Source organism: Dolomitihabitans soli (assembly GCF_022213955.1).
Classification (GTDB): domain Bacteria; phylum Actinomycetota; class Actinomycetes; order Streptosporangiales; family Streptosporangiaceae; genus Streptosporangium_A; species Streptosporangium_A soli.
The window spans coordinates 62,747-85,397 of sequence record NZ_JAKNTW010000008.1; the positions used below are offsets into that span (position 1 = coordinate 62,747).

A 22,651-nucleotide genomic window follows, 5' to 3' on the forward strand; every position below is an offset into this window, starting at 1 on the left:
TTGTTTCCTGGAGATGGCGGGGTGCGCGTTGGGAAGGTCGCTCGGGCGGCGGTTCAGGTGGTTCTGGGCCGCGTATGCGGTCAGCACGTTCGGCACATGGCTCGCGTTCGACGCGTTCGCCCTGATCGCGATTCTCGCTCTGGACGCAGGGCCTGCCGAGGTGTCGGTTCTGGCCGCCGTGGGGCTCGCGGTCGGGGCGGTGGTCGCGGTGCCGCTCGGGCCGTGGGTGGAGTTCCGGCGCAAACGGCCGGTGATGATCGCGATGGACCTGATCCGGTTCGCGGCGCTGATGAGCGTTCCCCCCGCCTACGTGCTCGGCTGGCTGAGCTTCGCTCAACTCCTGGTTGTGGCGGTCGTTGTCGGCGCGGCCGACATCGCCTTCACCGCTGCCGGCGGAGCATGTCTGAAGGCGCTCGTCCGGTCCGAGGACCTGCTCGTTGCGAACGGGCGGTTCGAGGCCACGACCTGGACCGCCACCGCGCTCGGACCGCCGCTCGGTACCGCCGCGATCGGGCTGGTGGGCCCGGTGACGAGCGTGGCGGCCAACGCGGTCAGTTTCCTCCTCTCGGCCGCGGGGATCCGCGCCATCGGCGGGCGGGAGCCACGTCCCGCGCGAACCGCCGCACCGCCCCGGCCTGGAGCCGGCGACCTGCTGGAGGGATGGCGGTACATCCTCGCCAGCCCGGCTCTGCGCCCGTTGTTCTTCAACACCGTCCTGGTCAGCGGCTTGATCATGGCAGCCTCGCCGTTGCTCGCCGTCCTCATGCTCGGCGATCTCGGGTTCGCACCCTGGCAGTACGGCCTCGCCTTCGGCGTCCCCTGCGTCGGCGGCCTCATCGGCTCGCGGCTGGCCCGCCCGCTCCTCGCACGGTTCGGACAGCACAAGGTCATGCTCACCGCCGGGACGCTGCGCGCGTGCTGGCTAATCGGATTGGCGTTCGTCAGCCCCGGCCCCACCGGGCTCTTCCTCGTCATCGCCGTGGAATTCGGGCTGATCACCTGCATGGGCGTGTTCAACCCGGTATTCGCTACCTACCGGCTCGAACAGCTCCCGTCGGACCGGGTCGTCCGCACGTTGTCTGCCTGGTCGATCACCAGTAAAGCCACCATCGCGGCCATGACCGGCGTGTGGGGCCTGCTGGCCGGCCTCACCAGTCCCCGCACCGCGATCGCGATCGCCGGTCTCCTCCTCCTGGCGACCTCGCTCCTCCTCCCTCGACACGAGTGACGGTGGCCGCCGACGCCGGTCCGGCCGGCGCCACGGCGCCGGTGAACAGGACAGTGGCGAATCCCAGGGCCATACCCGCGCTTCTGAGCACGCGACGACCCGTGTTGGTACAGGACCGGGACCCGCAGGAACCCAGGAACTCGTCAACGGTGCCGAACCTGTGGACCCGCAGGCGCACGGGACAGGCGGACCAGAGGATGCGCGGGGTTCGACCGGAGGGGATGGCCGGCGGGCGGGGCGTTGTGGCGGGCGGCTGGAGCCGCTGGAGTGGCGTGGACCCCACGGAGCCCGGCCACCTACGGCGAGGGGCGCCGGGGTGGCGCGCCGTACATCCTGATCACCGTAGTGGGGGCTGGAAGCCTGATCACCGTAGTGGGGGCTGGAAGCCTGATCACCGGGGCTAGAAGAGGGGGAACGCGGGGCCGCGGTGCAGGCGGAGGGCGCTGAGCTGGTGCTGGATGGTTTCGCGGATCTGGTCGGTGAGGTTGAAGACGGTCATCGGGTCGTCGGCGGCCGCGGGCTCGAACTCGTCGGTGCGGATGGGCTCGCCGAATTCGATGATCCACTTGGACGGTAGCGGGATCAGGCCGAGCGGGCCGAGCAACGGGAAGAGCGGCGTGACGGGGAGGTACGGCAGGCCGAAGAGGCGGGCCAGGGAGCGGAGCTCGCCGATCTTGGGATAGATCTCCTCGGCGCCGACGATGGCGCACGGCAGGATCGGGACGCCGGCCCGGATGGCGGAGGCGACGAAGCCGCCGCGTCCGAAGCGTTGCAGCTTGTAGCGGTCGGAGAAGGACTTGCCCACGCCCTTGAAACCCTCGGGGAAGACTCCCACGAGCTCGCCCTTGCGGAGCAGGCGGTCGGCGTCTTCCCGGCAGGCCAGCGTGTGGCCCGTCTTGCGGGAGAGGTGACCGAGCAGGGGAAGCTGGTAGACGAGGTCGGCGCCGAGCAGCCGGACGGGACGCTTGGCCTCGTCGTGCAGGGCGACCTGGAGCATGAGGGCGTCGACGGGGACGGTGCCCGAGTGGTTGGCGACGACGAGCGCGCCGCCCTCGGCCGGGACGTTGGGCAGGCCCAGGGTGTCGACGCGGAACCAGTGCCGGTAGAGCGGGCGCAGGAGTTCGAGCAGCACCTTGTCGGTCAGCTCGGCGTCGAAGCCGAACTCGTCGACCTCGTACTCGCCGGTGATGCGCCGCCGGAGGAACGCCAGCGCGGCGGCGAGGCGGTCGTCGGGCGGCGGCTCCTCCTGGGCGCCGTGACCGCGGGCCGACGTGATCGGGATAACCCGCGCGGGCCGGTCGTTCATCGGGAGTTCCTTCGCTGGAGATCCCGGGCTTTAGCCTTGGGGAGGAAAGCGAACGTGCCGCGTAGCGGCACAAAGGACGTCGGTGCGCTGTCGTGGCGGAATGGCGTACCCAGGGGCGGTGCCGCTGTTAGGTTCCTGGTGTGCGGACGGCGTACAAGTGTCGGGCCTACCCGACTCCCGGACAGGCGGCGGTGCTGAACCGCACGTTCGGGTGTGTGCGCGTGGTGTGGAACCAGACCCTCGCCTGGCGGCATCGCCGCTGGCACGCCGAGCAGGTGTCCACGAACGTGTTGCAGGCCAGCGCGTTCCTGACACAGCTGAAACGTACCGAGGGGTACGCCTGGTTGAACGAGGTGTCCTCGGTGCCGCTGCAGCAGGTTCTGCGCATCCAGCAGGGGGCGTTCGCGAACTTCTTCGCCCGCCGGGCCGGGTACCCGCGTTACAAGTCGCGGGACGGCCGGCAGAGCGCGGAGTACACCCGCAGCGGGTTCCGCTACCGCGACGGGCGGCTGTTGCTGGCGAAGATGGATGCGCCGTTGGAGCTGGTGTGGTCCTGGCCCGGGGTGGACCCGGCGTCGGTCGACCCGTCCACGGTGACGGTCTCCCGCGACCCCGACGGCCGCTGGTACGTCTCGCTGGCCGTCGAGGTCGCCGACCCCGGGCAGGCCCCCGCGACCGGTGTGGTGGTCGGGATCGACCTGGGCATCAAGGACTTCGCGGTCACCTCCGGCGGGCAGAAGATCGCGAACCCTCGGGCGTTGGCCGCGCGGGAACGTAACCTGGCCCGCTACCAGCGCAGGATGGCCCGCAAAGTCAAAGGATCGAACAACCGGGCGAAGGCGAAGACGAAGACGAAGGTCGCCCGGGCGCATCGGAAGGTCCGCGCGTCCCGCACGGATTTCCTGCACCGCACCTCGGCCGGGCTGGTCCGCGACCACGATGTGATCGTGATCGAAGACCTGGCCGTGAAGAACATGGTCCGCAACCGCTCGCTGGCCAAGGCCATCTCCGACTGCGGCTGGGGCGCCTTCCGCCGGATGCTCGAATACAAGAGCGCCAGGTACGGCCGGCATCTGATCGTGGTGGACCGCTGGTTCCCCTCCTCGAAGACCTGTAGCGGGTGCGGGCATCTGCTCGCGAAGCTTCCGCTTTCCATCCGGACGTGGCAGTGCCCGTCCTGCGGCACCCGGCATGACCGGGACGTCAACGCCGCGAAGAACATCCTGGCGGCAGGTCGTGCCGTGACCGCCTGTGGAGGTGACATCAGACATCCCGGGCCCGCCCGGGTGCAGTCGCCGGTGAAGCAGGAAACCCAACCTGTGAAGGTTGGAATCCCCCACCTGTATTAGGCGTGGGGAGGAAGTCAACGTCTCGCTCCGACCACCGTGGAGAGCCAGTTCATCATGGTGATGGGGACGTGGCGGGAGTGGAGGAAGTCGTCGAAGGCGGCGGCGGTGCTGAACTTCGGCTTCCAGCCCAGCTCGCCGGCGAGGCGGGTGACGTCGACCGCCCGGCCGTGACTCATCAGGCGGAGCTGTTCGGGCGAGAAGTCGACGAGGCCGACGCTGCGCGCGAGGTCGCCGAGCTTCTTGAAGGCCGGGGAGGGGATGGGCAGGGAGGCCAACCCGGCACGCCTGGCGCACTGGGAGAGGAGCAGGATGCCCTCGCCAGCGACGTTGTACGTGCCGGGGTGGTCTTCCATGGCCATGCGCCGCAGGACCTCGACCCCGTCGTCCTCATGGACGAACTGCAACCTGGGGTCGAAGCCGAAGACCGTGGGCAACACCGGCTGGGTGAAGTAGCGGGTGAGCGGCGAGTCGACGCCCGGCCCCATGAAGTTGGCGAACCGCAGCATGGAGACGGCGACGTCGGGGCGGCGCCGGGCGAAACCCCGGACGTAGCCCTCGACCTCCACCGCGTCCTTGGCGTACCCGTGGCTGGGGACCTCGTGTGACTCGGCCTCCTCCGTGAACACCGCGGGATCGTGTGCCGACGAACCGTAGACGGCCGTCGTCGACCGCACCACCACGCGCCGCACCATCGCCGAGCGCTGGCACGCACCGAGAAGTTGCATGGTGCCGATGACGTTGTGCTCTTTCATGTAAGCCCGCCCGGCGCTCCGCGAGGGGGCGCTCACCAGGCTCACATGCACGACGGTGTCGATATCCGCTGCCGCGATCACCTGTGCGATGTCGGGGCTGCGCAGATCGACCCGGACGAACTCGGTACGGCCCAGCGGTACGCCGCCTTCTCGTGTCAGCGAGGGCGGCGGCACCGTGTCCACTCCGATGACCCGGGTGATGTCCGGGTCGGCTGCGAGAACGCTCGCCACTCGGGCGCCGATATGGCGTGCGACACCGGTGACGAGCACGGTGTGGGTCATCGGCGCCTCGCAGATCCGCGTCTACTTCTTGTTTCGCCGCTGGATGCGGGTCTTCTTCAGCAGCTTGCGGTGCTTCTTCTTCGCCATGCGCTTACGGCGCTTCTTGATGACAGAGCCCACGGGACCCCCAGGTCTTGGTAGATGCAGAACCAGTGCACCGAGAAGCACACCGACTCAACACCCTACCGGCGATCCACGGTAGATCGCCCCTGGGGGGATCCCGGGTGACTGCACTCGCGGCGTGGCCGTGCCATGCCGCTACCCCAATGAAGCACCGGGCCGATCACCCTGCGCGCTTCAACCCGCCTCGATGTAGGCATCCCTCAGATAATCGTGTACGGCCTGCTCAGGCACTCTGAATGAGCGGCCGACCCGGATGGCCGGCAACTCGCCCGAGTGCACGAGCCGGTACACAGTCATCTTGGACACCCGCATGACGGTGGCCACTTCTGCCACCGTCAGGAACTTCACCTCACTGAGAGGTCTTTCGCCTGCACCCATCGGACGCCTCTTCCGCACGTGTATCCGGAGTATCCCCACTGGTGCCATTGCTCACGCACGTGCACTGCCGTCAGCGTAAGTCGGGACTCCCTGCACGCAAACCCCCTAGTTCATCAGTCTCTGGAGTCGCCTGTCAGTGGAATCGGGAAAGTCGCTGGCCAGCAGCCGGATCGTGCCCCTCGCCGTGCTGGTGGAACGGGACCAACTGTCTCCAATAAGAGTCGCCCACGATCATCAAAAAGTTGGCAAAGGGCGGCCGAGCCAGACGGAATGCAGGCGCGAAAAACTGGTATAGGGGTGACCGAATTGGGTCGGAACGCGACTCACATGGCTCGCGTGACCCATGAGACGAGATAGGCGGTCAACAGATCGTAATATCTCGGCAGCACATTGTCATCGAGCGGGACCACCGCGCCGATCTTGCCCTCGGCCTCGCCGACGAACAGCGCGGGGTCGTTGCTGTCGGCGAATCCGACCGTGGGCAGTCCCGCCTCCCCGGCCGCGCCGGCCCACCCGTGATCGGCGATCACGAGGTCGGGCCGCCGCCCGTCGAGCCGGGCGATCATCGCCTCCATCGGCGCGGGGTCGTGGGTGTGCACGAAGCCGCCCCGGTCGTCGAGCATCGCCACCCCGTCGAGGTAGCGGAGCCGCCGGGTGCGCCCGAAGCCGCCGCCCGTGTAGGTCCAGCCCTCAGCGGGGGAGAGCAGGGTCGCGCCGTGCCGTACGGCGAAGCGGGCCAGGGCGAGGTGGACCGTCAGCAGGCCCGTCGGGTGGCCGGTGGCGAACAGCAGGTGGGCGTTTCCCGAGGCGAGGACGGTCCCGATCCGCTCGCCCATCGCCTCCAGGGCGTCGATGGTGCGGTCGGGGTCGATGGTGTCCTGGCCCTCGCGGTGGCCGGGATCGGCGACGACTCCCGCCGACTTGGCCATCAGGGCGAGTACGTCGCGGTAGGCCCAGCCGTCGGACAGGGTGAGCCCGAAGAGATGGTAGGGGTCGCGGTTGGCCAGCGACCGGTAGTGATCGAGGTTGTTCTCGCGGCTGGTGGCGACGTCGCCGGCGATCCTGGTCTCCACCAGGTGCTCACGGAGTCGCGCCCGGGTGGGGACGGCTAGCTCATCCACAGACACTCACAGAAGGGGATCGAGGCCGTGTGACGGGAACACGGCGTTCCGGGTCGCCACGATGGCCCGGTCGATAGGGTCTGCCGGATCATAACCAGCGGCGAAGTCGTGAAATTCCGGGTTTCTGCCGTCGGTCATGGTCAACGGGGCCGTCTCCCCCGTTCGTCCCGCGACGAAATCCCGCCAGTTCTGCGGGGTCTGCGTGCGGGGATCGAGGGGATGCCCGGAGACCTCCGCGATCAGATGCGTCCACGCCCTCGGGACGACCTGCACCAGCTCATAACCGCCGCCGCCGGTCACCACCCACCTGCCGCCGGCCGTCTCGTGCGCGAGCCGGTGCAGCATCTCGTAGGCCGTGCGCTGCCCGTCGACGCTCAGCATCAGATGGGCCAGCGGGTCGAGGGCGTGACTGTCGCAACCGTGCTGGGTGACGAGCACCTCCGGGGCGAACTCCCGGAGCAGCGGCGGCACCACGGCCTGGAACGCGCGCAGCCAGCCGCTGTCACCGCAACCGGCGGGCAGCGCCACGTTGACCGCCGTGTTCCCGGCGCCGCACTCGGTGGGGAACCCGGTGCCGGGAAAGAGGGTGCGCGGGCTCTCGTGCAGGCTGATCGTCAGTACCCGGGGGTCATCGAAGAACATCGCCTGCACCCCGTCGCCGTGGTGCACGTCCACATCGACGTAGGCGATCTTGGTGGCTCCCTGGGACAGCATCCAGGCGATGGCGACCGCCGGGTCGTTGTAGACGCAGAAACCGCTGGCCACGCTGGGCATCGCGTGGTGCAGCCCGCCCGCGACGTTCACCGCGTGCTCGGCCTCGCCGCTCCAGACGGCCTTCGCCGCCGCCAGGCTCGCGCCCGCGATCAGCGCCGACGCCTCGTGGACCCCGGCGAAGGCGGGGTTGTCGCTGGTGCCCAGCCCGGCCGCCATGTCGGGCCGGCCGGTCCGCGACACCCGCTTGACGGCCTCGATGTAGTCGCGCTTGTGGACCAGCGCCAGATCGTCGTCGCCCGCCGGGGCGCACCCCGTGAGCTCGACCTTCTCCAGCACGCCGAGTTCGCGGGCCAGGGCCATGGTCAGCTCGACCCGCACGGGGGCCAGCGGATGCCCGGGCCCGAAGTCGTAGGAGACAAGCGCGTCGTCCCAGACCACCCGCACCGACCTGCTCATGCGCGCTCTCCTCGGCTCGGCCCCTATCTGATCGACGTTACCGCACGGTTCGCGCGCGATCTTCACATCGCCCGGCGGTGCCGTACTGTCTAGCCATGCGACAGGCCGTGCGCGCCGCCTGGCGGACCATCAGGCGGCCGCGGGTGCTGGACACGGCGCTCGTGGTGGTGCTGGTGGGCTTCGGCCTGATCTCCACGGTGGCCGGGGCGCTGAGCGGCGCGGCCACCGACATCCTGGTGTCCGCCGCGTTGATGTCGGTGAGCTCGGTCTTCCTGCTGTTCCGCCGGAGCCGGCCGATCGCCGTCATGGCGGCCGTCCTCACCGCCGACCTCCTGAACATCTTCCTCGTCCAGGCCGGCTTCAGCAGCATCCCCACCACGATCGCCCTCTACAGCGTCGGCCGCTACACCCGGAGCGGCAGAGCCTGGGCCCTCGCCTCCGTCGCCTGCCTCGTCAACGGGATCGCGGTCTACCTGGCCAAGCCCGGCAACCAGATCGGGATCGGACTGGCGGCACTGCTGGCCATCGGGGTGGGCCAGTACTTCCGGCTCAGGCACGAACTGAGGGAACGCAGGGAGCAGCACGCCGCCGAGACCGCCGTCCGCGAGGAGCGCCGGCGGATCGCCCGCGAGTTGCACGACGTGGTGGCGCACCACATCAGCGTGATCAACGTGCTGGTCGGCGCGGGCCGCACGACCATGGCGACGGATCCGGCGCAGGCCCAGGACGTGCTGGTGACGGCCGAGCGTACGGCGCGCGAGGCGATGACGGAGATGCGGCAGCTCCTGCACGTCCTGCGCGCCGAGGACGACAACGCGACGGAGGACAGCTCCGGGGTCGGGGCGGCGACGCTGCCCGCGCTGATCGCCAAGGCGGCCGGCGGCGGGCTGCCGGCCAGCCTCGACGTGCGCGGCGACGTGGTCCCGCTGCCCTCGGCGGTCGACCACGCGGTCTACCGGATCGTCCAGGAGGCCCTCACCAACTCCCGCAAACACGCGGGCGGGGCCAGGGCCAGCGTGCTGGTCGCCTACCACCGGGAGGCGGTCGAGGTGGAGGTCCTCGACGACGGCGTGGGGCACAAGTCCACGGGGAGCGGCGGCGGTTTCGGGCTGGGCGGGATGGCCGAGCGAGTGGCCCTGTGCGGCGGGCAGTTGCAGACAGGGCCCCGGCCGGAGGGAGGATTCAGGGTGCATGCCCGCATACCGCTCCCCGTGCTCCGGAAAGAGGACCAGTGATCAAGGTGCTGCTCGTCGACGATCAGGCCCTGGTGCGCACCGGCCTGCGCATGATCGTCAACGCCCAGCCTGACATGGCCGTCGTCGGCGAGGCCGGCGAAGGCGCGGAGGCCGTCACCCTCTGCCACGATCTCGGTCCCGACGTGGTGCTGATGGACGTGCACATGCCCGGCACGAACGGGATCGCCGCGACCGAGCGGCTGGCCGCCGAGCTGCCCGGGGTGCGCGTGCTGGCGCTGAGCACCTTCGACCTGGACGAGTACGTCGTGGCCATGCTGCGCGGCGGCGCCTCCGGGTTCCTGCCGAAGGACATCTCGCCCGAGGAACTGGTGGAGGGGGTCAGGACCGTGCACCGCGGCGAGTCCGCCGTCGCGCCGCGGCTGCTCACCCGGCTGATCGGCACCTTCGTCCGCGCCTCCCGCCCGGCCCGCGCCCCCGCCCGTCTCGACGTCCTCACCGACCGCGAACGCGAGGTGCTCCAGCTCATCGGGTACGGCCGCTCCAACGCGGAGATCGCCGGCGAGCTCGGCGTCTCCCCCTCCACCGTGAAGAACCACGTGACGAGCCTGTTCGGCAAGATCGGCGCCCGCGACCGGGCCCAGGCCGTGATCACCGCCTACGAGACCGGCCTGGTACGGCCCGGCGCGTAGGAGCACGGTCCCATCCCCCGCCGCCCGCCGTACCTGGCTCCCAGGGCGGGAACCATGCCGCCGGACGAGGTTTCGAGCGCCCTGGGCGGCGACGCTTGGATCATGATTACCGCGAAGAATCTCACCAAGCGGTACGGCTCGACCGTCGCGGTCGACGGGTTGTCGTTCACCGTGGAGAGCGGGCAGGTGACCGGCTTCCTCGGACCGAACGGCGCGGGAAAGTCGACGACCATGCGGATGCTCCTCGGGCTGGACCATCCCTCGCACGGTTCGGTGACGATCGACGGCAAGCCGTACACCCAGCACGAACACCCGCTGCGCAAGGTCGGCGCGCTGCTCGACGCCAAGGCCGTGCACGGCGGCCGTACGGCGCGCAACCACCTGCTGTGCCTGGCGCAGAGCAACGGAATCCCGGCCTCCCGAGTCGGCGAGGTCCTCGAACTGGTCGGCCTCAGCGAGGTGGCGCGGCGGCGGATCGGCGGCTTCTCGCTGGGCATGTCGCAACGGCTCGGGATCGCGGCGGCGATGCTGGGCGATCCGGAGATCCTGATGTTCGACGAACCGGTCAACGGGCTGGACCCCGAGGGCATCCTGTGGATCCGCACCCTCATGCGCGATCTGGCGGCCGAGGGGCGCACGGTCTTCGTCTCCAGCCATCTGATGAGCGAGATGGCCCAGACGGCCGACCATCTCATCGTCGTCGGCCGGGGGAAGCTGATCGCGGACACCAGCGTGCAGGAGTTCATCGGGCGCAGCTCCCAGCGGTACGTGCGGGTGAGCTCGCCGAAGCTGCCGGACCTCGTGCCGCTGCTGGCCGGGGGCGAAGTGGCCATGCACGACGACCACCTGCGGGTGCTCGGGATGACCGCCGCGGAGGTCGGCGAGGCCGCCGCCGCCAGGGGCCTGCCGCTGCACGAACTGAGGACCGTCGAACCGACGTTGGAGGCGGCCTACATGGAACTCACCCAGGAGAGCACGGAGTTCGCGGCGGTGACCTCATGACCGAGGTGCTGCGCTCGGAATGGACCAAGATCTATACGGTTCGGTCGACGATGTGGATGCTGGTCGCGACCGTGGTGACGATGCTCGGCCTCGCCGTCATGGCCTCGGTGACGGCGGTTCTCAACGATCTTCCGAAGTCTCCCGATCCCATCAAGTTCACCCTTGGCGGCACACAGCTCGCTGTGCTCCTCATGGCCACACTCGGTGTGCTGGTGATCAGCGGGGAATACCGCACCGGGATGATCCGGACCACGCTGCTCGCCGTGCCCCGCCGGATCCGGATGCTGAGCGGCAAGGTGCTGGTGTTCGCGGTGGCGGCGCTGGTCACGTCCCTGATCACGATCCTCGTCACGTTCTTCGCCAGCCAGGCGGTGCTCGGAGATCTCGGCACGACACTCGGCGCCCCCGGGGTGCTGGGCGCCCTCGTGGGGAGCGCGCTCTACCTGACGGCGAGCGGCCTGTTCGGCTTGGCGCTCGGAGCACTGATCAGGCACACGCCGGGCGCCATCATCGCCGCCATCTGCCTGATGGTCGTCCTGCCCGGGCTCGTGCAGAGCCTTCCGGGCGAGTGGGGGCCGGCCGTCAGCCGCTACTTCACCACGACCGCGGGACAGCAGATCACGTTCACCCGTCCCGTCGAGGGCGCGCTCGGGCCCTGGGAGGGGTTCGGCGTCTACTGCGTGTGGATCGCGGTAATCATGATCATCGCGACGATTTTCCTTCGCCGGCGCGACGCCTGAGGCGGGCGGGGGGTTCGACCAGCGAACATGGCCGGCGGGCGGGTTGTCACGGCGACCCGCCCCGGCCGCTGGAGTGCCATGGGCCCACGGACACCGGCCACCTGCGGCGGGTGGCTCCGGGGTGGCGGGCCGTACATTCGCGTGCCGGGACGGGTGGCGGGCCGTACGTTCGTGTGCCGGGTCCGTCAGCCGCCGGCCAGCTCCCGGCCGCGGTCGCGGGCGGCCTCGATGGCGGCCAGGAAGGCGGCGCGGACGCTGTGGCGTTCGAGCTCGGCGATGGCCGCGATGGTGGTGCCGCCCGGCGAGGTGACCGCCTCGCGCAGTATCACCGGGTGCTCGCCGGAGTCGCGCAGCATGATGGCCGCGCCGACGATCGACTGGGTGACCATTTCGAGGGCGGCCGCGCGGGGCATCCCGAGCAGGATGCCCGCGTCGACCATGGCCTCGACCAGGAAGAAGAAGTAGGCGGGGCCGCTGCCGGACAGCGCGGTGGCGGCGTCCTGCTGCGACTCGGGGATGCGCAGCACCTTGCCGACCGGCTTGAGCAGGTCCTCCGTCAGCTTGAGGTGGTGCTCCCCCGCGTGCCCCCCTGCGGAGATCACGCTCATCGCCTCGTCGACCAGCACGGGGGTGTTCGACATGACCCTGACCACGGGAACCTCATCGCCGAGCCGCTCCTCCACGAACGACGTCGTGATGCCCGCCGCAGCCGAGATCACCAGCCGGTCGGCGGGCACGTAGGGGGCGATCTCGGCGAGCAGGGCCGCCATGTCCTGCGGCTTGACCGCGAGGATCAGGGTGTCGGCGGCCTTCGCCGCCTCCGGGTTCGACACGACCCGCACGCCGTACGTCTGGGTGAGCGCGTCGCCGCGCTCGGCACGGCGGACGGTGGCCATGAGCTGGTCGGGCTTGAACCCGGCACGCAGCAGTCCCGACATCAGGGCCTCGCCCATCTTGCCGGCCCCGAGAATCGCGATCATGCTCCCACCTCGCAGTAGACGTGTGGTCAGCCTACCGACAGGCTGACGCACACCGATCGCGACATCCCCGGCCACGGGCTACCCCGGTTCGTTCAGCTCATCCGGCCGGCCGCACCGGGTGGGACGATTCCCTCGATCTCCACCAGGAGGTCGTCCCGGCAGATGTCCACGTTCACGTAGGCCACCTGCGCGTGGTCGGCGAAGGCGGGGGAACAGATCCGCTTCACCACGGCCATGTCCGCACCGCGTTTGACGTACACCTTCACGCAGTCGAGGTCCTTGAGCGTCAGGTCCGCGTCGATACCGTAACGTGCGAGATTCTCCGAGCCGACGAGTACGGAGATGTTGTCGAGCGTGGTGACGCACTGCCCTTCGATATCACCCTCATAGACCGTCTTGCTGCCGAGAATGCTGGCGGTTCCGGAGATGAACATGTAGTCGGACCCGTCGCCCTCTGCCGTCGAGAGCCAGGTCGCCCGCGCGAAACTGGGCGCCTTGAGCCCATATTTCGGGGGATATTCGTATGCCGGCACCTGTCGGGGATTCTCGATATTGGTGGCCTTGGCCGTACGGCAGGCGATGAAGTAGAAGGCTATCCCGCCGCCATGACTTCCCACGCAGGTGGCGGCGGGCATGAGATTCGCCGAAACGCTGTGCCGTTCGAACGCGTTCGCCCGGCCCCTGCAGAACTGGATGTAGGTGTTGCCGCCGTCGTCGTCCACGTCGTTGATCCGGGCCACCATGTTCCAGACGCGCACGACGTGCCGGTAGCCGAGGAACGCGATGAGTTCGAGGGCCGCCAGGTAGGCGTTCTCGGTGGAGGCGACGTAGTCGGAGCCTTCCTCGGCCCGCCCGGAGCAGAACAGATACTCGCCGTCGTGCGCATACGTCAGGCCCTTGTACTCCCCGTTCGTCACCTCGGCACTGGTTCGCCACACCTCCGCGAATTCCGGCTCACCGGCACCGCACATGGACAAGGACATCGATGGATGACCATCTCGCAGAACGGGGCCGGCGGGCCGATTCGAGTATTCGACCACGCCCAGCACCTTGCCGGATCGTTCGGCGGCCACATCCTCGAATCGGCAGTCAAGGCCGGCCAGAGAGATCGCACTGATCATCATTCTTCCCGCCTGTATGGGATGAGTTCGCTTCCAAGCATCATCACCTCCCGGCCTGTGAATCACCTTCCATCTTGCGATCACCACGTGTCGTCTAATTTGCTATAGCGCTCTGCCAAAATATGACACAACACTTATTTCTCACCATTCATGAATTCTGGTGGTGATATCACGTTGCCAATACTGGCTCCGGCGTGAGAAACCCTTTTTGGAAGTAGACGGGGTGGTATCCCTTTGGGATTCTTGGCGAGGCGGCGCCCGGGTCCAGTGCCCCGCAAAGCCGGACGGTGCCGTCATGCCCATCCGTCAGCCCTCGTGGAGCGACTCCCCGGTCCCGCCGGGAAGCAACTCGCTGGAAGGTGCCACCGATGACACAACTTGCCGAGCGTTACGGCGATCGCGTCTTCAACCACGCCGCCCTGACCGAAGACGAGCGCCTGAGCGCGCTGGCGCAGGAGCTGGATCCGGCGTCGTTCAGACGTCTCGGATCCCTCCCCCTCGAATCCGGCTGGCGCTGCCTGGAACTGGGCGCAGGAACGGGCACCGTGGCCCGGTGGCTCGCCGATCGCTGCCCCGACGGCCGGGTGACCGCCACCGACCTCGACCTGCAGCTCGTCCAGTCCCGGCACGAGGAGCGGGCCAACCTGTCCTGGCTGCACCATGACCTGACGCGCGACGACTTCCCGCCGGCGTCCTTCGACCTCATCCACGCCCGCTACCTGTTCTGCCACCTGCCCAGCCGCGAGTACGACCTCGAACGCGTGGTCAGCTGGCTGGCCCCCGGCGGCTGGCTGATCCTGGAGGAGCCCGCCCTCTTCCCCATCGAGTCCGCTCCCGACAGGGCCTACCGGGAGACCGGCATGGGCGTCTTCACCGCCCTGGCCGCGAGCATCGGCACCGACTGCCGGTGGCCCCGCGGCCTGCACGACCACCTGAAGCGGACCGGGCTCGGCGAGGTCGACATGGACATCGCCCACTCGGTCGTCGGCGCGGACCGGCCGATGAGCCGTTTCTGGCGGCTGACCCTCGACCAGCTCGCGCCCGCGCTGTGCGCCATCGACGGAATCACCCTCGCCATGCTCGACGAGACCGACGCCAAGCTGCGCGACCCGGGATTCCGCGAGCTGGGAATGGCGACGATCGCCGCCTGGGGGCAAAAGACCCCAGCGTGAGACACCTAGGGGCGTGACAGGAGGGAACGGGCCGCGAAGGCGAGGTTGGCGGGACGCTCGGCCAGCCGCCGCATGAGGTAGGCGTACCAGTCGTCGCCATAGGGGACGTAGACGCGTACCAGGGCGCCGAGACCCGCCATCCGGCGCTGCTCGCCGCTGCGCACGCCGTACAGCATCTGGTATTCGAAGCTGCCGGGCTCACGCTCGTTGAGTACGGCCAGCGCCGCGGCGATCTCGATCAGCCGCTGGTCGTGGGTGGCGACCATCGGGTAGCCGGTGCCCGCCATCAGCACCTTCAGGCAGCGCGCGAAGGACGCGTCGATCTCCTTCCTGCTGGTGTACGCCACGGATTCGGGGGCGTCGTAGGCGCCCTTGCACAGCCGTACGCGTGCTCCGTCGCCGGCGAGGGAGCGGCAGTGCTCCTCGGCGGCGCGCAGGTAGGACTGGATCGCCGCACCCGTCGCGGGGTGTTCCTTGCGGAGCGTGCCGAGGGCGGCGAGCGTCGGCTCGACCAGCGTGTGCTCCTCCATGTCGAGCGTGACCGTGGCGCCCACCCGGGCCGCGGCGGCGCACACCTGCGCGGCGTTGTCGAGCGCGAGGCGGTCGGACAGGCGCAGCCCGAACGCGGAGAGCTTCACCGAGATGTCGGCGCCCTTGCCGAGACCGGCCTCTGACAGGGCGTCGAGCAGGTCGCGGCAGGCCCTCACCTCCGCCTCGGCCTGAGCCGCCTCCACCACGTCCTCGCCCAGGTGGTCGAGGGTGACCAGGAGACCGGCGCGGGCCAGCTCGCCCGCCGCGCGGACCGCGTCGGCGGCGGTCTCGCCGGCGACGTAACGGCGCACCAGGGCGCGGGTCGGACCCGAGGTCCGCACGACGGCCTCGACACGCTCACTGCCCGAGATCGCCTGCAGCAACCGACGCAGCACGTTCCCCACCTCCCCGCTCGACCTGACCACGAGTTCCGTCCAGGGTACGAGGATCCGCCCGGCGAGCGTGGGAGGCCCCACGGTGCGAACCGTTCCGAGTGCGATCCCGGGTCGTGGCATGGTCCGCCAGGCGGGAGGAGAGGCCCAGCGATCTGAACCCGGCGGGCGCTCGATCCGTCAAAAGGATATGCGGTTGACAACAGCGACACTTGTGGCCGGAAGTCTGCTTCTGTCCGTCGGTTGCGGGTCCACGCAGGCCGATCCCGGCGCGCGCGGCCCTGACTCGGCGGACACCACGACGGTCGGCTCGGACGAGCCGGTGACCTCCTCGGACGGCACCCTGAAGCCGAAGCCGAAGGCGAAGCCGTCTCCGGTGCGTCCCAAGGGGCACACGGTCGACCCCCGGCCGATCCCGTGGATCAGCGCGAAGGCCGACGACGGCAACCTGCGCCTCGTGTGGTGGTCGGGCGTCGAGCCGTGCCACACCCTGGATCGCGTCTCCGTGCGGGAGACGGCCGGGCAGGTGAAGGTGACCCTCTACGAGGGCGCCTCCGAGAAGGCGCAGAACGTCGCCTGCATCGAGATCGCCGTGCAGAAGACCACCACGGTGAAGCTCAAGGCGCCGCTGGGCGACCGCAAGGTCGTCGACGGCGCCAAGTAGGTCACCCGGCCGTCGTCACCGGGCACCCATCACCAGGCGCTGATCATCAGGCGCTGATCACGGGCCACTCGTCACGGGATAATCGAAGGAGCTGCCGGGCGGCAGGCCGAGGGCGATCGAGAGCTGCCTCGCGGTCTCGCCCACCAGCCGCCCCATCTCGTGCAACCGGGCCTCGTCGCGCACCCTGGCGACGGACACGCTGATCGCCGCCGCGACCATCCCCCGGTGGTCGCGCACCGGAGCGGACACGCCGAGCACCCCGTCCTCCAGCTCGACGTCCGTGGTGGTGTATCCGTGCTCGCGAACGTGCGCGGCATCGGCCAGCCACTGCTTCTCGTCGCCCAGTTCGGCGGAGAGCCCGCCGGGCAGTTTGGCGCGCAGGATGGCCCTCATCTGGTCGTCGTCCCAGTCGGACAGCAGCGATCTGCTGGCCGCCGCCATGATCACGGGGATCGCGACGCCCTCCCAGATCCGGTGGTAGGCGCGCGAGGAGGGCACGGACAGCACGGTGAGGACGCTGTCGCCGCGCAGCACGCACAGGTGCGAGTCCTCATCGATGATCATGGCCAGTCGTCGCAGAAAGGGCGCCGCGACCTGCACCAGCCGCGACTGCGAGGTCCGTGCGGCCAAGGCGAACAGCCGCCACCCGAGACGGTAGCGGCGGGTCACCGGATCGCGCTCGACCATGCCCTCGGACTCCAGGGATCGCAGCGCCCGCGACACCTGACTCTTCTCCCTGCCCAGCCGCTGCGCGATCCAGCTCACCCCGAGCCCGTCGACGTCACGACCACCCCCGTGACCTGCGAGCAGTTCGAGGATCTCCATGTCCCGGCGTAGCCCCACAGAAGACGCCGACGGGTTCTCGATCATCCCGCTCCACCCATAAGGAAATCGTTGCACTGGGTGCAACTAGTTTTGCGCTGCCAACAACAAATGCGTACCTTGACATAACTCGATACGCCAGCGTAAACGAAGAAGGGTCGTCTATGAGCTTGAGCGAGTACGTGGCCTCTCGCTGGGACACGCTCTCACTTGCTGCCGCTGAGCACGCTCTGGTCGTGGCGATCGCGATCGGCATCGCCACGCTGGCCGGCGTGGGGATCGGCCTCGTCACCCACCGCGTTCCACGGGCCAGCAACGCCTCGCTCGCGGTCTCCGCAGGCATCCTGACCATCCCTTCCCTCGCCCTGCTCACCCTGCTGATCCCGATCACCGGGCTCGGCTGGACCTCCACTCTCGTGGCGCTCACCGCGTACGCTCTCCTGCCGATCATCCGCAACACCGTCGTCGGGCTGCGCGGGGTCGACCGCGCCACCGTCGAGGCGGGGCGGGGGATGGGCATGAGCCGCGTCCGTGTGCTGATGAAGGTGCAGCTACCGCTCGCCTGGCCGCTGATCCTGACCGGTATCCGCGTCTCGACCCAGATGCTCATCGGAATCGCGGCCATCGCCGCCTTCGTGGACGGGCCTGGACTCGGCACCCAGATCTTCGAAGGGCTCTCCCGCCTGGGCTCGGTGAACTCGCTCAACGCGACGCTCGCCGGGACGTTCGGCATCGTGATCGTCGCGCTGCTCTTCGATCTCTTCTTCTCAGTCGTTCGCCATCTGACCACCCCTAGGGGGCTTCGTGTTCGAAACTGATACCGGGGGCGCACAGATCCAGCTCCGCGCACTGACCAAGCAGTTTCCCGGTCAGGCCGAACCGGCGGTCGACAGCGTCGACCTCGACATTCCCGCCGGAGAACTCGTCGCCTTCGTCGGACCATCGGGGTGCGGCAAGACGACCACCATGAAGATGATCAACCGTCTGGTCGAGCCCACGTCGGGAGAGATCCGGATCGGCGGCGAGGACGTCCTCGCCCTGCCCCCCGACGAACTGCGCAGGCACATCGGCTACGTGATCCAGCAGATCGGCCTCTTCCCGCACCTGACCATCGGGGAGAACGTGGGCCTGGTGCCCAAACTCCTCGGCTGGGACCGCCCCAAGGCGGAGGCCCGCACCGAGGACCTCCTCGCGCTGGTCAACCTGGAACCCGGCGAGTACCGCGACCGCTACCCGCGCCAGCTCTCCGGCGGCCAGCAGCAGCGGGTGGGCGTCGCCAGAGCGCTGGCCGCCGACCCGCCCGTCATGCTGATGGACGAGCCGTTCGGCGCCACCGACCCGATCACCCGCGAGCACCTGCAGAACGAGTTCCTCAAACTGCAGAAGGACCTGCGCAAGACGATCATCTTCGTGACGCACGACTTCGAAGAGGCCATCAAACTCGGCGACCGCATCGCCGTACTCCGCAACCAGTCGCACATCGCGCAGTACGACACGCCCGCCAACATCCTCGCCAATCCCGCCGACGACTACGTCGCGAGCTTCATCGGGGCCGACGCGACGCTCAAGCGGCTCGCCCTGATGACCGTCGACGAGGTGCCCACCGAGGGCCCGCCCGACCCGGCGCTGCCGCAGGTCGAGACCGGCACCAGCCTCCGCGAGGCGCTCGACCTCATGGTCGCCAACGGCACCGACCGCTGCAGCTCCCCCGCGGGGGTGCTCAGCTACACGGCGCTGTGCGCGTCTATCGGCAGGGAGGAAGTAGCGGCCGGTGACCGCTGAGACACTTCGCGCCGCCGCCGCGCAGCCCACGAACCTCAGGTACGGCAAGGGTCTGCGGAAGCTGATCACGCCGGTGGCGATCGCCATCGTGCTCGCCGCGCTCTACGTCTGGGTCGGCACCCTGCAACTCGACTCCATCGAACAGCGCAGCCTGAACAGCGCGGTGATCATCCAGAAGGCGATCGAACACCTGCGGCTGACCGTCGTGGCCACCGCCCTCGTCGTGGTGATCGCGATCCCCCTCGGCGTCGTCGCGTCCCGGGCCAAGAACCGGCTGATCACGCCGTTCATCCTGGGGACGGCCAACCTGGGCCAGGCGGTGCCGGCGATCGGCCTGCTGGTGCTGTGCACCTTCGTGATGGGGGTGGGGTTCCAGACGGCCCTCGTCGGGCTGGTGGCCTATGCCGTACTGCCGGTGTTGCGTAACACCATGGTCGGCGTCCAGCAGGTGGATCCCGCGCTGATCGAGGCGGCGCGCGGGATGGGCATGACCAAGGGCCAGGTGCTGCGCCGGGTGGAGCTCAAGCTGGCCGTGCCCGCCATCCTGGCCGGGCTGCGCACCTCGCTGGTGCTCACCGTCGGCATGGCCACGATGGGCGCCTTCGTCGCCGCGGGCGGCTTCGGCGAGCTGATCATCAACGGGCTGAAGCTGCAGCGGATGCCCGTGACGATCGTCGGCGGCGTGCTCACCGCGTCCATCGCCTTCCTCGTCGACTGGCTGGGGGGTCTGGCCGAGGACCTGCTCAAGCCCCGTGGCATGTGATTTTTTCCGTAGTACGAACGCCAATCGAGATCTGAGGTGCTCTTTTCATGGGTTTCCGGCTCCATCGGACCCTTCGCCGTCCCACCGTGCTGCTCACCGCGGCCGCCCTGACCATGACCGCCGTCGCCGGGTGCGGCGCGGGTGGCACCGAGACCGCCAGCGTGAGCGAGAAGCTCAAGGGCGCCAAGCTCGTGGTCGGCTCCAAGGACTTCACCGAGAACATCGTGCTCGGCCAGATCGCCGTCCAGCTGCTCGCGGCCAACGGCGCCGAGGTCACGGACAAGACCAACCTCGGCGGCACGGTCGCCAACCGGAAGGCTCTGGAGTCCGGCGCGATCGACCTCTACTGGGAGTATTCGGGCTCCGGCTGGATCGAGCACCTGAGACACCCCGACCCCATCCCGGACGCCGCCGAGCAGTTCGCGGCCACCGCGAAGGAGGACCTGGAGAAGAACAAGCTCAAGTGGCTCGGGCCGACGCCGCTGAACAACACCTACGCGCTGGCGATCCGCTCGGAGAAGGCGAAGGAACTGGGCGTCAAGACGCTGTCCGACGTCGCCGAGCTGGCCAAGACCAAGCCGCAGGAGGCCACGCTGTGCATCGAGACGGAGTTCTCCACCCGTAACGACGGTCTGCCGGGGTTGTCGAAGAAGTACGGCATGACGATCCCCAAGGACCAGGTCAAGGTGCTCGACACGGGCGTCGTCTACACCGAGACCGACAAGGGCCAGGCGTGCAACTTCGGCGAGGTGTTCACCACCGACGGCCGGATCGCCGCGCTTGACCTGACGGTGCTGGAGGACGACAAGAAGTTCTTCCCGGTCTACAACGCCGCGGTCACCCTCAAGGACGAGACCTTCAAGAAGCATCCGGCACTGGAGTCCGTTCTCCAGCCGGTGATCGCGAAGCTCGACGACGCCACCATGCAGAAGATGAACGCCCGCGTGGACGTCGAGGGCCAGGAGCCGAAGACGGTCGCAGAGGAGTGGCTGCAGGAAGCCGGTTTCCTCGGCGGTGCCCAGTAGTCCCGTTCCGCCGGAGGTCCCCGTCGCGCGATCAGCGCGGCGGGGACTTTTCGCGTGGGGAATGCTCCTGCGCACCCGCGGGTTGAGTCCACTAGGCTCAAGTCGTTTGACAAACAACACACGAAGTTCCACTATGAGTCGGACCGACTCAACTTTGACTACAAGGACGTACTCATGGCACGTGCGGTAGGTATCGACCTGGGGACGACCAACTCCGTCGTCTCGATCCTCGAGGGCGGTGAGCCCACCGTCATCGCCAACGCGCAGGGTTCGCGGACCACGCCGTCCGTGGTCGCCTTCGCGAAGAACGGCGAGGTCCTGGTCGGTGAGGTCGCCAAGCGGCAGGCCGTCACCAACGTGGACCGGACCATTCGCTCGGTCAAGCGCGAGATGGGCACCGGCTGGTCCGTCGAGATCGACGGCAAGAAGTTCTCTCCCCAGCAGATCAGCGCCTTCGTCCTGCAGAAGCTGAAGCAGGACGCGGAGGCGTACCTGGGCGAGAAGATCACCGACGCGGTGGTCACCGTCCCGGCGTACTTCAACGACGCCCAGCGGCAGGCGACCCAGGAGGCCGGCACCATCGCGGGCCTCAACGTCCTGCGCATCATCAACGAGCCGACCGCCGCGGCGCTCGCGTACGGCCTCGACAAGGAGAAGGACGAGACCATCCTCGTCTTCGACCTCGGCGGCGGCACCTTCGACGTGTCCCTGCTCGACGTCGGTCAGGAAGACGGTCACGGCTTCGTCGAGGTCAAGGCGACCAGCGGCGACAACCACCTCGGTGGCGACGACTGGGACCAGCGCGTCGTCGACGAGCTGGTGACCCGGTTCAAGAACGCGCACGGCGTCGACCTGTCCAAGGACAAGATGGCCCTGCAGCGACTGCGCGAGGCCGCGGAGAAGGCGAAGATCGAGCTCTCCAGCCAGTCGGAGACCTCCATCAACCTGCCGTACATCACCGCCTCCGCCGAGGGTCCGCTGCACCTGGAGGAGAAGCTCACCCGCGCCGAGTTCCAGCGGACCACCGCCGACCTGCTCGAGCGGTGCAAGGGCCCGTTCCACCAGGTCATCAAGGACGCCGGCATCAAGGTCACGGACATCGCCCACGTGGTGCTCGTCGGCGGCTCGACCCGGATGCCCGCGGTCGCCGAGCTGGTCAAGGAGCTCACCGGCGGCAAGGAGCCCAACAAGGGCGTCAACCCCGACGAGGTCGTCGCGATCGGCGCCGCGCTGCAGGCCGGCGTGCTCAAGGGCGAGGTCAAGGACGTCCTGCTGCTCGACGTGACCCCGCTGAGCCTGGGCATCGAGACCAAGGGCGGCATCTTCACCAAGATCATCGAGCGGAACACCACGATCCCGACCAAGCGGTCCGAGGTCTTCACCACCGCCGAGGACAACCAGCCGTCGGTCCAGATCCAGGTCTACCAGGGCGAGCGCGAGATCGCGTCGTACAACAAGAAGCTGGCCACCTTCGAGCTGACCGGCATCGCGCCCTCGCCGCGCGGGCTGCCGCAGATCGAGGTCACCTTCGACATCGACGCCAACGGCATCGTCAACGTCTCCGCCAAGGACCTCGGCACCGGCAAGGAGCAGTCGATGACCATCACCGGCGGCTCCGCGCTGCCGAAGGACGACATCGAGCGCATGATGCGCGAGGCCGAGTCGTACGCCGAGGAGGACAAGAGCCGCCGCGAGGAGGCGGAGGTCCGCAACAACGCCGACGCGCTGGCGTACCAGACCGAGAAGTTCCTCCGCGAGAACGAGGACAAGCTGCCCGACGACGTCAAGTCGGAGGTCAACGAGTCGCTCGGCGAGCTGAAGAAGGCCCTTGAGGGCACCGACTCGACCGAGATCCGCAACTCGGCCGAGAAGCTCGCGACCGTCAGCCAGAAGATGGGGTCGGCGATCTACGCCCAGCAGCAGGGCGCCCAGGGCAGTCCCGACGGTCAGCCCGGCCCGACCGACGCCCCTGGTCCGCAGGACCAGGCGAAGGGCGACGATGACGTCGTCGAGGCCGAGATCGTCGATGACGACCAGCAGCCGAAGCGCGACAAGTGACGCCG

23 protein-coding genes are annotated in these 22,651 nt (G+C 68.8%); 13 read left to right on the forward strand and 10 right to left on the reverse strand.

What is annotated here, in order from left to right; translation table 11 throughout:
- The first annotated feature begins 28 nt into the window (after positions 1 to 28).
- Positions 29 to 1,228, forward strand: coding sequence for an MFS transporter (locus MBA17_RS17985; RefSeq protein WP_238497645.1), 1,200 nt, complete (start codon positions 29 to 31; stop codon positions 1,226 to 1,228).
- A gap of 400 nt (positions 1,229 to 1,628) precedes the next feature.
- On the opposite strand, the gene MBA17_RS17990 is transcribed toward MBA17_RS17985, so the two are convergent.
- Positions 1,629 to 2,534: a lysophospholipid acyltransferase family protein gene (locus tag MBA17_RS17990; RefSeq protein ID WP_238497646.1), complete on the reverse strand. Its 906-nt coding sequence runs from the start codon at positions 2,532 to 2,534 to the stop codon at positions 1,629 to 1,631.
- A 140-nt stretch (positions 2,535 to 2,674) separates the two neighbouring features.
- Here MBA17_RS17990 and MBA17_RS17995 point away from each other — a divergent pair, with 140 nt between their 5' ends.
- Positions 2,675 to 3,883: an RNA-guided endonuclease InsQ/TnpB family protein gene (locus tag MBA17_RS17995; protein ID WP_238497647.1), complete on the forward strand. Its 1,209-nt coding sequence runs from the start codon at positions 2,675 to 2,677 to the stop codon at positions 3,881 to 3,883.
- 14 nt (positions 3,884 to 3,897) lie between these two features.
- Here MBA17_RS17995 and MBA17_RS18000 read toward each other — a convergent pair whose 3' ends face one another.
- The 5 genes from MBA17_RS18000 to MBA17_RS18020 form a co-directional block, all read right to left on the reverse strand.
- Entirely contained in the window at positions 3,898 to 4,917 is a 1,020-nt protein-coding gene (locus MBA17_RS18000) for an NAD-dependent epimerase/dehydratase family protein (protein WP_238497648.1), read from the reverse strand.
- A gap of 21 nt (positions 4,918 to 4,938) precedes the next feature.
- Positions 4,939 to 5,037, reverse strand: coding sequence for a 30S ribosomal protein bS22 (locus MBA17_RS18005; protein WP_018654693.1), 99 nt, complete (start codon positions 5,035 to 5,037; stop codon positions 4,939 to 4,941).
- A gap of 177 nt (positions 5,038 to 5,214) precedes the next feature.
- Entirely contained in the window at positions 5,215 to 5,418 is a 204-nt protein-coding gene (locus MBA17_RS18010; RefSeq protein ID WP_012887307.1) for a helix-turn-helix domain-containing protein, read from the reverse strand.
- A gap of 323 nt (positions 5,419 to 5,741) precedes the next feature.
- Positions 5,742 to 6,539 (reverse strand): phosphatase, encoded by a 798-nt coding sequence (locus MBA17_RS18015; RefSeq protein ID WP_238497649.1) that lies wholly within the window; start codon positions 6,537 to 6,539, stop codon positions 5,742 to 5,744.
- A 6-nt stretch (positions 6,540 to 6,545) separates the two neighbouring features.
- The gene (locus tag MBA17_RS18020; protein ID WP_238497650.1) at positions 6,546 to 7,709 is read right to left on the reverse strand and encodes an acetoin utilization protein AcuC; all 1,164 of its coding nucleotides are present in this window, start codon (positions 7,707 to 7,709) and stop codon (positions 6,546 to 6,548) included.
- Between the two features lie 95 nt (positions 7,710 to 7,804).
- On the opposite strand from MBA17_RS18020, the gene MBA17_RS18025 reads away from it, so the two are divergent.
- From MBA17_RS18025 to MBA17_RS18040, 4 genes are all read left to right on the forward strand, one after another.
- Positions 7,805 to 8,944 carry a sensor histidine kinase gene (locus tag MBA17_RS18025; protein WP_238497651.1) on the forward strand — a complete coding sequence of 380 codons (1,140 nt, stop codon included), beginning with the start codon at positions 7,805 to 7,807 and terminating at the stop codon, positions 8,942 to 8,944.
- The gene (locus MBA17_RS18030; RefSeq protein ID WP_238497652.1) at positions 8,941 to 9,594 is read left to right on the forward strand and encodes a response regulator; all 654 of its coding nucleotides are present in this window, start codon (positions 8,941 to 8,943) and stop codon (positions 9,592 to 9,594) included. Before MBA17_RS18025 ends, MBA17_RS18030 begins: the two co-directional genes overlap by 4 nt.
- Positions 9,595 to 9,696: 102 nt before the next feature.
- Positions 9,697 to 10,596 carry an ABC transporter ATP-binding protein gene (locus MBA17_RS18035; protein ID WP_238497653.1) on the forward strand — a complete coding sequence of 300 codons (900 nt, stop codon included), beginning with the start codon at positions 9,697 to 9,699 and terminating at the stop codon, positions 10,594 to 10,596.
- Positions 10,593 to 11,336 carry an ABC-2 transporter permease gene (locus MBA17_RS18040; protein ID WP_238497654.1) on the forward strand — a complete coding sequence of 248 codons (744 nt, stop codon included), beginning with the start codon at positions 10,593 to 10,595 and terminating at the stop codon, positions 11,334 to 11,336. Before MBA17_RS18035 ends, MBA17_RS18040 begins: the two co-directional genes overlap by 4 nt.
- 185 nt (positions 11,337 to 11,521) lie before the next feature.
- On the opposite strand, the gene proC is transcribed toward MBA17_RS18040, so the two are convergent.
- Both proC and MBA17_RS18050 read right to left on the reverse strand, forming a co-directional pair.
- Positions 11,522 to 12,316 carry a pyrroline-5-carboxylate reductase gene (gene proC, locus MBA17_RS18045; protein WP_238497655.1) on the reverse strand — a complete coding sequence of 265 codons (795 nt, stop codon included), beginning with the start codon at positions 12,314 to 12,316 and terminating at the stop codon, positions 11,522 to 11,524.
- A 92-nt stretch (positions 12,317 to 12,408) separates the two neighbouring features.
- On the reverse strand, positions 12,409 to 13,440 hold the full coding sequence (locus tag MBA17_RS18050) for an FkbO/Hyg5 family chorismatase (RefSeq protein WP_455432787.1): 1,032 nt from the start codon (positions 13,438 to 13,440) through the stop codon (positions 12,409 to 12,411).
- Positions 13,441 to 13,805: 365 nt separating this feature from the next.
- On the opposite strand from MBA17_RS18050, the gene MBA17_RS18055 reads away from it, so the two are divergent.
- Positions 13,806 to 14,609: a class I SAM-dependent methyltransferase gene (locus tag MBA17_RS18055; RefSeq protein ID WP_238497656.1), complete on the forward strand. Its 804-nt coding sequence runs from the start codon at positions 13,806 to 13,808 to the stop codon at positions 14,607 to 14,609.
- 5 nt (positions 14,610 to 14,614) lie between these two features.
- On the opposite strand, the gene MBA17_RS18060 is transcribed toward MBA17_RS18055, so the two are convergent.
- Entirely contained in the window at positions 14,615 to 15,535 is a 921-nt protein-coding gene (locus MBA17_RS18060) for a proline dehydrogenase family protein (RefSeq protein ID WP_455432798.1), read from the reverse strand.
- Positions 15,536 to 15,728: 193 nt separating this feature from the next.
- On the opposite strand from MBA17_RS18060, the gene MBA17_RS18065 reads away from it, so the two are divergent.
- Positions 15,729 to 16,196, forward strand: coding sequence for a hypothetical protein (locus MBA17_RS18065; RefSeq protein ID WP_238497658.1), 468 nt, complete (start codon positions 15,729 to 15,731; stop codon positions 16,194 to 16,196).
- Positions 16,197 to 16,253: 57 nt separating this feature from the next.
- On the opposite strand, the gene MBA17_RS18070 is transcribed toward MBA17_RS18065, so the two are convergent.
- Positions 16,254 to 17,066 carry an IclR family transcriptional regulator gene (locus tag MBA17_RS18070; RefSeq protein ID WP_238497659.1) on the reverse strand — a complete coding sequence of 271 codons (813 nt, stop codon included), beginning with the start codon at positions 17,064 to 17,066 and terminating at the stop codon, positions 16,254 to 16,256.
- 116 nt (positions 17,067 to 17,182) lie between these two features.
- On the opposite strand from MBA17_RS18070, the gene MBA17_RS18075 reads away from it, so the two are divergent.
- From MBA17_RS18075 to dnaK, 5 genes are all read left to right on the forward strand, one after another.
- Positions 17,183 to 17,836 carry an ABC transporter permease gene (locus tag MBA17_RS18075; RefSeq protein ID WP_238497660.1) on the forward strand — a complete coding sequence of 218 codons (654 nt, stop codon included), beginning with the start codon at positions 17,183 to 17,185 and terminating at the stop codon, positions 17,834 to 17,836.
- The gene (locus MBA17_RS18080; protein WP_238497661.1) at positions 17,823 to 18,800 is read left to right on the forward strand and encodes an ABC transporter ATP-binding protein; all 978 of its coding nucleotides are present in this window, start codon (positions 17,823 to 17,825) and stop codon (positions 18,798 to 18,800) included. The genes MBA17_RS18075 and MBA17_RS18080 overlap by 14 nt, the downstream gene beginning before the upstream one ends.
- Positions 18,790 to 19,563 carry an ABC transporter permease gene (locus MBA17_RS18085; RefSeq protein ID WP_238497662.1) on the forward strand — a complete coding sequence of 258 codons (774 nt, stop codon included), beginning with the start codon at positions 18,790 to 18,792 and terminating at the stop codon, positions 19,561 to 19,563. Before MBA17_RS18080 ends, MBA17_RS18085 begins: the two co-directional genes overlap by 11 nt.
- Positions 19,564 to 19,610: 47 nt before the next feature.
- The gene (locus MBA17_RS18090; RefSeq protein WP_238497663.1) at positions 19,611 to 20,588 is read left to right on the forward strand and encodes a glycine betaine ABC transporter substrate-binding protein; all 978 of its coding nucleotides are present in this window, start codon (positions 19,611 to 19,613) and stop codon (positions 20,586 to 20,588) included.
- A 174-nt stretch (positions 20,589 to 20,762) separates the two neighbouring features.
- On the forward strand, positions 20,763 to 22,646 hold the full coding sequence (gene dnaK / locus MBA17_RS18095; RefSeq protein WP_238497664.1) for a molecular chaperone DnaK: 1,884 nt from the start codon (positions 20,763 to 20,765) through the stop codon (positions 22,644 to 22,646).
- Positions 22,647 to 22,651 lie beyond the last annotated feature (5 nt).